The 11,226-nt window shown below is 63.0% G+C and carries 13 protein-coding genes; 6 read left to right on the forward strand and 7 right to left on the reverse strand.

Translation table 11 applies throughout. The features are described from left to right. Positions 1-10: 10 nt before the first annotated feature. Genes EG19_RS08055 through gmk form a run of 4 tightly spaced genes read right to left on the reverse strand, consistent with a single transcriptional unit; the run spans position 11 to position 2,960 of the window. Positions 11-715, reverse strand: a complete 705-nt coding sequence (locus EG19_RS08055; protein WP_081800045.1) for a uracil-DNA glycosylase — start codon at positions 713-715, stop codon at positions 11-13. Beyond that, positions 712-1,908 (reverse strand): bifunctional phosphopantothenoylcysteine decarboxylase/phosphopantothenate--cysteine ligase CoaBC, encoded by a 1,197-nt coding sequence (gene coaBC / locus EG19_RS08060; RefSeq protein ID WP_053335098.1) that lies wholly within the window; start codon positions 1,906-1,908, stop codon positions 712-714. Before coaBC ends, EG19_RS08055 begins: the two co-directional genes overlap by 4 nt. After that, positions 1,909-2,319 (reverse strand): DNA-directed RNA polymerase subunit omega, encoded by a 411-nt coding sequence (gene rpoZ / locus EG19_RS13905; RefSeq protein WP_053335099.1) that lies wholly within the window; start codon positions 2,317-2,319, stop codon positions 1,909-1,911. Then, entirely contained in the window at positions 2,316-2,960 is a 645-nt protein-coding gene (gmk, locus tag EG19_RS08070; RefSeq protein ID WP_038049418.1) for a guanylate kinase, read from the reverse strand. The genes rpoZ and gmk overlap by 4 nt, the downstream gene beginning before the upstream one ends. Before the next feature lie 59 nt (positions 2,961-3,019). Here gmk and EG19_RS08075 point away from each other — a divergent pair, with 59 nt between their 5' ends. From EG19_RS08075 to EG19_RS08085, 3 genes are read left to right on the forward strand one after another with little or no spacing between them, the layout of a single operon-like run. After that, positions 3,020-3,940 carry a lysophospholipid acyltransferase family protein gene (locus EG19_RS08075; RefSeq protein WP_053335100.1) on the forward strand — a complete coding sequence of 307 codons (921 nt, stop codon included), beginning with the start codon at positions 3,020-3,022 and terminating at the stop codon, positions 3,938-3,940. A 21-nt stretch (positions 3,941-3,961) separates the two neighbouring features. Beyond that, on the forward strand, positions 3,962-4,552 hold the full coding sequence (locus EG19_RS08080) for a LemA family protein (protein ID WP_053335101.1): 591 nt from the start codon (positions 3,962-3,964) through the stop codon (positions 4,550-4,552). Then, on the forward strand, positions 4,552-5,901 hold the full coding sequence (locus EG19_RS08085; RefSeq protein ID WP_038049419.1) for an amidohydrolase family protein: 1,350 nt from the start codon (positions 4,552-4,554) through the stop codon (positions 5,899-5,901). The genes EG19_RS08080 and EG19_RS08085 overlap by 1 nt, the downstream gene beginning before the upstream one ends. Here the strand turns inward: EG19_RS08085 and EG19_RS08090 are convergent. After that, positions 5,898-6,365 (reverse strand): PilZ domain-containing protein, encoded by a 468-nt coding sequence (locus tag EG19_RS08090; protein ID WP_038049420.1) that lies wholly within the window; start codon positions 6,363-6,365, stop codon positions 5,898-5,900. The two genes, EG19_RS08085 and EG19_RS08090, sit on opposite strands and share 4 nt — an antisense overlap. 156 nt (positions 6,366-6,521) lie before the next feature. Here EG19_RS08090 and EG19_RS08095 point away from each other — a divergent pair, with 156 nt between their 5' ends. After that, complete coding sequence (locus tag EG19_RS08095) at positions 6,522-7,136, forward strand: superoxide dismutase (RefSeq protein WP_038049421.1); 615 nt, start codon at positions 6,522-6,524, stop codon at positions 7,134-7,136. A 127-nt stretch (positions 7,137-7,263) separates the two neighbouring features. Here EG19_RS08095 and EG19_RS08100 read toward each other — a convergent pair whose 3' ends face one another. Beyond that, a complete protein-coding gene (locus EG19_RS08100) occupies positions 7,264-8,058 on the reverse strand; it encodes an energy transducer TonB (protein ID WP_038049423.1) in 795 nt (264 codons plus the stop codon). A gap of 157 nt (positions 8,059-8,215) precedes the next feature. On the opposite strand from EG19_RS08100, the gene EG19_RS08105 reads away from it, so the two are divergent. Beyond that, positions 8,216-9,604, forward strand: a complete 1,389-nt coding sequence (locus EG19_RS08105; protein WP_038049425.1) for an MBL fold metallo-hydrolase RNA specificity domain-containing protein — start codon at positions 8,216-8,218, stop codon at positions 9,602-9,604. Continuing rightward, positions 9,559-10,395, forward strand: a complete 837-nt coding sequence (locus EG19_RS08110) for a YihY/virulence factor BrkB family protein (protein ID WP_081800054.1) — start codon at positions 9,559-9,561, stop codon at positions 10,393-10,395. The genes EG19_RS08105 and EG19_RS08110 overlap by 46 nt, the downstream gene beginning before the upstream one ends. Before the next feature lie 12 nt (positions 10,396-10,407). On the opposite strand, the gene EG19_RS08115 is transcribed toward EG19_RS08110, so the two are convergent. Further along, positions 10,408-11,157 (reverse strand): class I SAM-dependent methyltransferase, encoded by a 750-nt coding sequence (locus EG19_RS08115; protein WP_038049429.1) that lies wholly within the window; start codon positions 11,155-11,157, stop codon positions 10,408-10,410. Positions 11,158-11,226 lie beyond the last annotated feature (69 nt).

The following is an 11,226-nucleotide window of genomic DNA, read 5'->3' on the forward strand; positions in this document are numbered from 1 at the left end:
GAGCATTTCACTATAGCACGGGAGGTGCCTCTCCCTCGGCGGTTCCCGCCTTCTTTTGGGCAGCCGCCGAAAGCCTTGCCATGAGCTTCTTGAGGTCCTCCCAGGCTTCCCGTTTGGCCTGGGGGTTGCGCAGCAGGTAGGCCGGGTGGAAGGTGGGAAGAACCTCCACGCCCTCCCAGTGCCGCCAGCTGCCGCGGTAAGAGCTGATGGGCGCCGTGATACCCAACAGGTGCCGGGCGGCAACCCGGCCCAAAAGCACAATGATTTCCGGCTTGATAAGCGCCAGTTGCCGCCTGAGAAAAGGCAAGCAGGCAGCGGCTTCATCGTCCTGGGGATCGCGGTTGCCGGGAGGCCGGCACTTCACGATGTTGGCAATGTAAACCTCGGAGCGGGACAGGCCGCACGCCCTGAGCATGGAGTTGAGGAGCTGGCCGGCCCGGCCCACAAACGGCTCCCCCTGGCGGTCCTCTTCCGCCCCCGGAGCTTCCCCCACAAACACCACCCGCGCCTCGGGGTTCCCCACCCCAAACACCACTTGGGTACGTCCCTTGGCCAACCGACAGCGCTGGCATGTGGCCACCGCCTTGGCCATGGAAGCCAGGTCCTGAAAGGCCAGGGGATCCTGCTCCTCGCGGGAGGGTTGGCTTCCCTCCGGGAGCATCACCTCCTGGATACCAAAGTCCAAAAGGTAGCGGGCCAAATCCCGGGCGCTCATGGAAACGCCAGCATTTCCCCCGCCAGAGCCAACAGCAGCTCCCGTGCCAGTTGTTCCTTGCCCATGGGCGGAAAGCTCAGGTGGTGGCCCTTCTTAGTCCAAACCTCGGCGCGGTTTTTGGCCACCTCCATGCCCAACCCTTCCTCGTCAATGGGGTTGGCCACCACGGCATCGGCGCCCTTGGCCGAAAGCTTGGCCTGGGCACGGGATGCGAGGTTTTTGCTTTCCTCGGCGGCAAAAATCACCAGGAAAGGCCTGGGGGACGCAGCGGCAATCTCCAGAGTGAGGTCCGGCACCGGTTCGAGCTGCAACGTCATAGGCCCCTGGCGGCGATCCAGCTTGCCGGCGGCCCGTTGCGCCGGACGAAAATCGGCCACCGCCGCCGCATGGAACACCACCCTGGCCCACGCTGCGTGTTCCCTCAACAGCGCCGCCAAATCCTCGGCGCTTTCAAAGCGGGCCACCCAAAGCCCGGCCGGCACCGCCACTCCCGGGCCGGCCAAAAGCCGCACCTCGGCGCCCAGGCTCTGGGCTTGCGCTGCTAAAGCCACCCCCATCCGCCCGGAGGAGCGGTTGGTGAGCACGCGGACGGTGTCCAGGGCTTCGCGGGTAGGTCCGGCGGTCACCAGCACCCGCAGGCCCGAAAGCGGCCCGGTTTTGGGAAGCTGCGCGAGGCACGCGGCCAGTATTTCCTCCACCGGCGCGAGCTTGCCCACACCCACCTCGCCGTCGGCCAGCAACCCAAAAACCGGCGGCACAATCACCGCCCCCCGCGCCCGCAACAGCTCCAGAGCCTTTTGAGTGGCTTCCTTTTCCCACATCACGGTGTTCATGGAGGGGGCAAGGACCACCGCCCGGCGGTGGGCTAAGGCGTAGGTGGTGAGGGCATCATCGGCCACCCCGTAGGCCAGCTTGGCCATGAGGTTGGCAGTGGCGGGGCAAATGACCAAAAGATCCGCCATGCGGGAAAGCTCGGTGTGGTCAATGCCCGGGCTTTCCCGATCCCGCCACAGGGAAACCTGCGCTCGCTGCCCGGTGAGGACCGCAAAGGTCCGCGGTGTGACTAACTGGGATGCGGCCCAGGTGAGGATGGGGTGCACCTGGCAGCCGGCGTGAACGAGCCCTCGGGCGAGCTCCACGGCGCGGAAGGCAGCAATGCCGCCCCCCACACCCAGAACCACCCGACCCCGCACTTACCCCTCCTCGTCCAGGAGTTCCTTTTCCGAAAGCTGCTCTAACTCCGCCAGGTCTTCGTCGGCGGGAAGGGTTTCGGGCTCCTCCAGCTCCTCTTCCTCCTCTTCCTCTTCTTCCACGTCCACGAAAGGCTCAATCACCGGTGGCGGCGGCGGAGCAAGGGTGAGCTCGCGCTCCTTTTCCTGCTCCCGCTGGGCCAGCTCCTGCTCCCGCAACCGCTCGTACTCCTCGGCCGTGAGGATCCGCCAGGGCACAAGACCTGCCTCCACCTCCTTGAGCGCCAGGGTGGTGGGCTTAAAGCAGTTGTGGTCGGTCAAGCGAGGCTTGGCCCCCTCAATGAGCTGCTCGGCTCGCTTGGCGGCCAAAAGCACCAAACGAAAGGTGCTGTCGGGTTTGGGCACGTCGTTCATAGGTCCTCCCTCAGGTGACGAGCGAAGTCGTCCAAGATGGTTTCCACGCACCCGCGCATGCGCTGGCTGCGGAGGCGGGAAGCGGTGACGATCGCAAAAAGCTCGGCGGTCGCCACCTCCAACTCGTCGTTGATGATAACATAATCAAACTCGCCGTATTCGCGCATCTCGTTGAGAGCATTACGCATACGCAAGCGAATGGCGTCCTCTCGATCCTGCCGGCGAAAAAGAAGCCGCCTTTTGAGCTCAGCAAAGGACGGCGGGAAGATAAAGACCTTCACGGCATCGGGAACTCTGCCGCGGACCTGCCTCGCCCCCTGCACGTCAATGTCCAGGAAAACGTGGTAGCCGCTTTCCCTTTTGCCGCGAATTTCCTGCCAGGAGGTGCCGTAGAGGTTGCCGTGAACCTCGGCGTACTCCAAAAACTCACCGCGGTCCACCATGGAGAGAAACTCCTCGCGGCTGACAAAGTAGTAATCCACGCCGTGCTTTTCCCCGGGGCGCGGAGGCCGGGTGGTGTGGGAAACGGAAAAGTAAGCCTTCCGGCCTTCCTGCCCCAGCCTTTCGATGACCCGGCGAATCAACGTGGTTTTACCGCCGCCGGAGGGCGACGAAACGATAAAGAGCTCACCTTGCTGCACCGTCCCTCCCGCCGCGCATGATACAGGGAAAAGCCACAACCGGTTGCTAAACTTGCCCCGTGCGTTGGGGCAAGGAGCTTCGCTATGCCGCTGGCTACGGGCTCTTTCGCGTGTGGCTTTTGGCCGCCCGCGCCCTGCCGCTTTCGCTCTTGCGCCTGCTTTTCTCGCGCCTCGGGTTGCTGGCCGCTCGCCTGGCCAAACGGGACTGTCAAAGAGCCCGGGAGCACCTGCAAAAAGCCTTTGGCCCCAACTTCGACTGTGAGACCATCCTGCGGGCCCATGCCCAGCACCTGGGGTGCCTGCTGGGCGAGGCGTTGTGGCTGGCCCACGCTTCCGCTGCGAAGATCTTGGCCCGCACCCGCTTTGAAGGCCTGGAACACCTCCAGGAGGCCATCGCCCACGGTAAAGGTGTGGTTCTGGTGACCGGCCACTGCGGCAACTGGGAGTGGATGAACCTGGCGTTGCAGGCCGCTGGCATCCCCATGACCGCCGCCGGCCGGCGCTTGCGTGATCCCCGCTTTGACCGCTTTATCACCCGTCTTCGCACCCGCTTTGGCGGAGAAGCGGTAGCCCGCGGTGAAGGAGCAGGCCAGGCGTTGCTGCGGGCCCTGCACCGGGGCCGAGTGGTGGGGCTTTTGATTGACCAAGACGTGGCGGTACCCGGGGTTTTCGTGCCGTTTTTTGGCGAGCCGGCCTGGACCCCCACGGGCGCGGCGTTCCTGGCGCTGCGGCGGGGCTGCCCCATCGTTTTGGGCTTTGCCCGCAGGGACCAGGACGGCACCATGGTCATCAAAGTGCAGCCGGCCATTTGGCCGACAGGCAGTCACACCAGAGAAGAAGACGTAGGCCAGCTCACCGCTCTGCTTACCGCGCGCATTGAGGAGCACATCCGCTCCTGCCCCGAGCAGTGGGTGTGGTTCCATCAGCGCTGGCGGCGCAAGCCTCAAGGTGAGGACAAGGTTTGGTGCTGTCCAGGGTAGAATCCTCACAAGGGAGGTCTTATGAAGCGCGGGCTTTTGGGTTGTCTTGTTTTGCTGGTGGTTGCGGTCCTGTTAGCGGGCCTCACGCTTTGGCAGTCCTACAACCGTTTGGTCAAGCTTGACGAGGCGGTGAAGAGCGCTTGGGCGCAGGTGGAAAACGTGTACCAGAGGCGGGCCGATTTGATCCCCAACCTGGTGGAAACCGTCAAAGGCGCCCGGGATTTCGAACGGGAAACCCTCACCGCCGTGGTGGAAGCCCGGGCCAAGGTGGGTCAGGTAACGTTTTCCGGGGTGCCCAACGCCCAGCAGTTCGCCCAGTTCCAAAAGGCCCAGGACGAGCTTTCCTCGGCTCTTTCCCGGCTTTTAGTGGTGGTGGAGCGCTACCCCGAGCTGCGGGCCACGGAAGCCTTCCGGGATCTACAAGCCCAGCTGGAAGGCACGGAAAACCGCATTGCCGTGGAGCGCAAGCGCTTTAACGAGGCGGCGCAGGCCTATAACACCTACCGCCGTCGCTTCCCGCAGGTCCTCATTGCCAACCTGCTGGGCTTTGCGGAGCGTCCTTACTTCCAGGCCACACCCGGCGCCGAGCGTCCCCCGCAGGTGAGGTTCTAATGGTGGCTGCAAACGCCGGAGCCGTGGATCTCCTCATCGTCAACGGTACGGTCCTCACCATGGAGCCCGGGGCCAAGCCCATCGTGGATGGCGCCGTGGCGGTGCGTGGCCAGGACATCGTGGCGGTGGGCCCCAGGGAAAGCGTGCCGGTGCCAGCCGCAAAGGTTCTCGATGCCGGCGGCGGCTTGATCCTCCCCGGCTTTGTCAACACCCACACGCACCTGGCCATGGTGTTGCTGCGGGGGCTGGCCGACGATCTGCCCCTCAAGGAGTGGCTGGAGCAGCACATTTGGCCGGCGGAAAAAGCGGTAATGGATGCCGAAACCGTAAAGCTGGGCACGCTGTGGGCAGCGGTGGAAAGCCTCAAAGCCGGTGTCACCTGCGTGTGCGACATGTACTTCTACGCCCCCACGGTGGCTGAAGCCCTGGAGCAGGTTGGCATTCGCGGAGTGGTTCCGGAGTCCATCATTGACTTCCCCACACCCTCCTGCCCGTCGCCGGAGGTGGCGCTGGAAAAGCAGCGGGAGCTTTGCGAGAGGTACCGCCAGCACCCGCTCATCACCCCGGCGGTGGCCGCCCATGCCCCTTATTCGGTGAACGCCAAAAACATCGCCAAAGCGGCTGAGCTCGCCGAAGAGTTCGACGTGCCTTTCCTCATCCACGTGGCCGAAACTCGCTGGGAGATGGAAACCTTCCAAAAGGAAAAGGGGACCACGCCGGTGCAGTACCTGGCGGATTTGGGGGTGCTGTCCTCGCGCACGGTGGCGGCCCACTGCGTGCACGTCACCGCAGAGGACATTGCCACTCTGGCGGAGCTGGGCGTTGGGGTAGCCGCCAACCCGGTTTCCAACTTGAAGCTGGCTTCAGGGGTGGCGCCGCTGCCGCAAATGCTTGCCCAGGGCGTGAAGGTGGGTTTCGGCACCGACGGTGCCGCTTCCAACAACACCCTGGACCTCCTCCGCGACGCCCAAATTGCCGCCTTGCTGTACAAGGGCGTGACCGGCGACCCCACCTGCATGCCGGCACCCACGGTGGCAGCTCTGCTCACCCGCGGTGGAGCCGAGGTGCTTGGGCTGGGGAAGGTGGTGGGCACCCTTGCCGTTGGCAAGCGCGCCGACGTGGTGTGTCTCGCCACCCACGAACCCCACGCTGTGCCGGTGTACGACCCCGAAAGCCACTTGATTTACGCAGCTCGCGCCAGCGACGTGCAGCATGTGGTGGTGAACGGCAAGACACTCGTGGAAAACCACAAGGTGCTCACGGTGGACGAGGACGCCCTGCGGCGGGAGGTCTTTCGGCTAGCACCCAAAGTGCGGGGTGCAGTGGAAGCGGTCAAAGCCAAAGGCTAGGTGCGAAACCGCGAGGTATCCACTTTCACCTTGATGGGACCGGTGCGCCGGGCTGCGTTCTCCTGCTCGCTTTTGGGTTGGGTCTCCAGCACATCGCGGTGGTCCAGCTCCAAGCCCGTCCCCTCCGAAGAAGCCTTGGTAAGGAACCGCTCCAAGCGCGCCCACTCCTCGTCGGTCATGCTGGCAAACTCCAAACCGGCACGGTAAAAGAGCACCTTTTGCCCGCGTTCGTCCACACCGAACTGGGTAGCGCGGCAACGGCGTACGGTGGCCGGCCAGCGTAGCTCGGCGCCTTCCAACGTCAGCTTGACGTCGCAGGAAACCCCAATGCGCAACAAGCTGGAAAGCTCCAGCTGAATCCCCGTGCGGGAAACGTCCACCACCCGGGCGGGAAGGAACGCCCGCACGCGAGCCGAAAGCTCGGTAGCTGGAGTAAGTCTTTGGGCACTTCGCCTCTCTGCCATGGGCGACCTCCCGGAAGTCTGCGCTTCCTGATGACAACAAACTAGGCCCTGTCCACGAAAATTTCAACCCGGTCCGGGAATACAATTTGGGCGGATGAGGTTTAGAGGTTTGAGGCGGCGCAAGACGACCGCCAAAAACCAAAAGGAGGTTTTGTTATGAGCGTGCATCAACTCCCCCCGTTACCCTACGCTTATGATGCTCTGGAGCCCTACATTGACACCCAAACCATGCAAATCCACCACACCAAGCATCATCAGGCGTACGTGGACAACCTCAACAAGGCGGTAACTGGCTCGCCGGTGGAAAGCTGGTCCCTGGAGGAGCTCATTGCCAAGTTGTCCCAGGTCCCGGAGGCCATCCGCACCGCGGTGCGCAACCACGGCGGCGGGCATCTCAACCACTCGCTGTTCTGGCAAATGATGGCCCCCAACGCCGGCGGCACCCCCCAGGGTGAGCTGGCCCAGGCCATTGCCAACGCCTTTGGCAGCTTTGAGTCCTTCAAGGAAAAGTTCACCGCTGCCGCTATGGGCCGCTTTGGCTCCGGCTGGGCGTGGCTGGTGGTCAAACCCTCCGGGGCTTTGGACGTGTACTCCACGGCCAACCAGGATTCCCCGCTCACCGACGGCGACAGGCCCATCCTGGGGGTGGACGTGTGGGAACACGCCTACTACCTGAAGTACCAAAACCGCCGCAACGAGTACGTGCAAGCCTGGTGGAACGTGGTGAACTGGAACTTCGTCAGCGAGCTTTTGCGCAAAGCTAGGTCCTGAAAAGCTACTCAACATACTTTTCGGCAACAACAAGAGCGGGCCGCACCGGCCCGCTTCTATTTTTATGCTCCCCGCAGCGGACCAATCCCTCCCACTTTTTGCCAGGTAAGACCTACGTTGCGCCCTTTTAGTGCCGCGTGAGGTGGAAGTTGACGGTAATGCGCTCCAAAACATCCGCCGGCGCCCCTTCGCACACCACCGGCTCATAGCGCCACTGGCGCACTCCTTCAGCGGCCGCCACGAACAGAGAAGCCATGTAGCAGTTGAACTTAAAGTAGGGCCGCCGGGGCACGCCGTTTTTGTCAATCACGATGGACAGCTCGACAGTGCCACTGAGACGCGACCAGCGAACGCCCTCTGGGTACTGAGGGGTAACCACCGGCTGCTTCTTCTCAGGGGGAGAACAGTCCGTACGTCGGAATTGCGATTCGCCCCCAGCCACGCGACTTTTGATGTCCTCGTCCTCTTGCTTCTCGCGCTTTTCCCAATCTTTCGCCCATTGCGAAAAAGGCTCCGACGCTTTAGGAAAACCGGAAAAGCGGGCTTGCGAAAACACGGGATAGAGGGAAAGAGCCATGAAGAAATCCCATTCCGCTTCATCCAGTTGCCCTAACTGAGCTTCAAAGACCGCTTTCAGGAGAAACACCCGCGCGAAGACCTCACACGCCTTGTCGTTGGGCTTCAAAGAGTCAAGCAGTTCCTGAAGCAACGCTTGGGCGGTTTTCTTTCCGTACTCAGGGTTTCTTCCGCTGGTGGCAAGCGCGTAAAGATCCCGAGTTTTCCCCCGCCAGCGAGTGAAGGTTTCCAACTGAGGGTCCGTGGCCCACGCTGCCCCCTGTCCCCCGATGAGAAATGCAACAGCCAATGTCAGTCGTAAGGCCTTTGAAGCTTTCAAGCCGTCCGCAATTGATTCGCAGGCCACTGATTCCTCCCAAAAGACAATCGCAGACGTATAGTAACCTCCGCACCAGTTCGGCCGTCAACTGCTGGCTCACGAGTTGGGCTTTTTGGCCTTGGCTGAGGGCTCCACCAGAACACCGCAACGCCCCGGCTTCCCTCGAAACGGGTAAACTGCCGGTATGGCGAGCCTGACCTTTTTGGGAGCCACGGGCACCGTAACCGGATCGCGGTACCTTTTGGAAATCCACGGCCACCGTTACCTGGTGGATGCCGGGCTGTTTCAGGGGGAAAAGGAGCTGCGGCTTCGCAACTGGCAGCCTTTTCCCGTGGAGGCTAACTCCATTGAGGCGGTAATCCTCACCCACGCCCACATTGACCACACGGGATACCTCCCGCGGCTGGTTCGGGAAGGGTTCCACGGCCGGGTGTACGTCACCCCTTCCACCAAGCGGCTTCTCTCGGTGCTGCTTCCCGATGCCGCCCACCTGCAGGAGGAAGAAGCCCGCTACGCCAACAAGGTGGGCTCCACCAAGCACTCCCCGGCCCTCCCCCTGTTCGATACCGACGATGCTTCGCAGGCCTTAGGTCTTTTGCACGCAGTCCCCTTTGACCAGCCGTTCACCCTTCACCCCGGCTGTACCTTTACCTTCCATCGCCAGGGGCACATCCTGGGAGCTGCAGCGGTAGAGCTCCGCTTTAAGGGGCGAGGGGGAGAGCCCACCAGCCTTTTCTTTTCCGGGGATGTGGGTCGCTACGCGGTGCCCATCCTCATGCCTCCGGAACCGTTCCCGGGAGCCACGTATCTGGTGGTGGAGTCCACCTACGGCGACCGCGTGCACGACGCCGGCGACCCGCGGGAGCAGCTGGCGGAGGTCATTACCAGCACTGCTCAGCGCGGGGGGGTGGTGCTCATCCCCGCCTTTGCCGTAGGCAGAACCCAGGAGATCCTTTACTACCTGCGGGAGCTGGAAGACGACGGTGACCTCGCTTTGCCTCCGGTTTTTCTGGACTCCCCCATGGCCCGGGAGGCCACCGCCATTTACCGCCAAGCGCTTTCCGAACACGATGCGGAAACCCGCTTCGTGGAACGCGAGGACGAGCCCTTTCTGCCTTCAAGCCTGCGCATCGTCACCACGGTGAGCGAATCCCAAGCCATCAACGCCCTCCCCGGGCCGGCGGTGATTATTTCCGCCTCGGGGATGGCCACCGGCGGCCGCATCCTCCACCATCTCCGCCACCGCCTTCCCCACCCGCAAAACACCGTCCTCTTCGTGGGCTTTCAAGCCCAGGGAACCCGCGGGCGCAAGATTCTGGACGGCGAGCCCACCGTCAAGATCTTCGGCGAACACGTCCCCGTGGGTGCCCAGGTAGCCCATATCAGTAGCCTCTCAGCCCACGCTGACCGGGAAGAGCTTCTGGTGTGGATGAGGCAGGCGGAGCAAGCGCCGAAGCAGGTTTTCGTCACCCACGGTGAGCCTGAGGCTTCACAGCAGTTTGCCGAGCTCATCCAAAAGGAGCTGGGATGGCCCTGCCACCTTCCCCAGTACGGCGAGCAGGTGAGCTTGTAAAAGAAGGAGCTCAACGGCTTTGGGCTTTGTTCCGCAGGCTCGCCCGCCGCAGCTCTGAGCACAGGCTCGCCCTCCACGCTGCGGCTCTGGCGTACTCGACGCTTTTATCGGTGGTGCCGCTTTTTACCGTGGTGTTTGTGGTCACCGCTCAGGTAGACCCTGCGCGGGCCGAACAGGTATTGACCCGGCTTTCCGAGCTGTTCCCCTTTTCCCCCCAGCAGGTGCAGGCTACGCTCGCCACGCTCACCAAACGGGCCGCCGGCCTTGGTGCCGCAGGTGTTGTGTTTTCCGTGGCGGCCGCCCTCAACGCGTTCTGGCAGGTGGATTCGGTGCTGGTGGCCATGGCGGGTGGATCCCGCCGCCGGCTTTTTCGACTGACGTCGTTTCTCACCCTGCTGCTTGCCGGCCCCCTGGTGTTTGCCGGCTTCTTGGCTTTACCCACGCTTTTCTCTACCCACGCCCATCCCACGCTGCATGCTCTGGTGCGGGGACTGGTGCGGCACTTGGGGGGTCCCGTGGCGTTGCTTTTGGTCTATCGCCTCATTCCCCCACGCCGGCCCACGTGGCTGGCGGCGGCCCTGGGAGCCGGATTTTCCTCGCTTTTTCTGGTGGGTATTTCCCGCGGTGTAACCCTTTACTGGCGCCTCCTCCCGCAACTGGACCTCATTTACGGACCTTTGAGCTTGCTTTTACTATTCCTGGTTTCGCTCATGCTTTCCTGGCTGGTGTTCCTTCTGGGGGCTGAGCTGGCGCTGGTGGTGGGCACGGAGGAGAAGCGCCAGCGAAACTAAAGCGATGGCGATCTAGCCCGGCTTTACCGCGGTGTACTCGGAAAAAATCCCCAGCTCCAGAAAGCGCGAAACCTGCGCAAAACCCGCGTCGGAAAGCGCGGCCATGACCTTTTCCGGCGGCACGCAGGCTTCCATGGTGTCCCAGAAGTAGCGCCAGAGCTCGGCGGTGGTGCGGTGGCGGGTTACAAGCCGGGCAGCAGTTGCCGTGAGGCTGCGGATGTACGCTTTCAGTAGAGCCTTGCCTAAGCCGCGGCGAGGGGGCGTAATTTCCAGGATCAAAAGCTTGCCACCGGGACGCAAAACGCGGTGGAACTCCCGAAACGCCACCAGCAGGTCCGGCAAATGGCGGAGGGCGTACCCCATGGTGAGGCAATCAAACGTTGCCTCCGGAAACGGCATCTTCTCGCCAAACCCGGCCACCACCGAAACCCGCCCGCGTTTTCGGGCTTCATGGAGCATGCCCACCGACGGGTCCAGGCCTACCAAGAAGACCCCATCTTGAGCCAGGCGCAGGGTTTCCCGGGCCACCAGGCCGGTGCCAATGGCCACGTCCAACACCCGCTGGCCACAGGGAAGCCCATGCCGCCGCAACGCCCGCCGCCGGTACCAAGCCCCGGTGCCCAGGCTCATGAGCTTTTCCACCCGCTCGTAGTCCGGCGCCGAAGCATCAAAAATCTGCCGCACAAACTGCTGCTTCTCCCCCGCTCGGTAGTACCGCTGCAAATCCGGATGTGGCGGCAAGCTGCTTCCCTCGGGCAACATGGAGGTAGTGTAGCGAAGCTCCCGCTGGCGGGCTAGCAAGTACTTTCAGAGCCGGCCGGGCCCAGGAAC

This window comes from Thermoanaerobaculum aquaticum, assembly GCF_000687145.1.
In the GTDB taxonomy this organism is placed as follows: Bacteria; Acidobacteriota; Thermoanaerobaculia; order Thermoanaerobaculales; family Thermoanaerobaculaceae; genus Thermoanaerobaculum; species Thermoanaerobaculum aquaticum.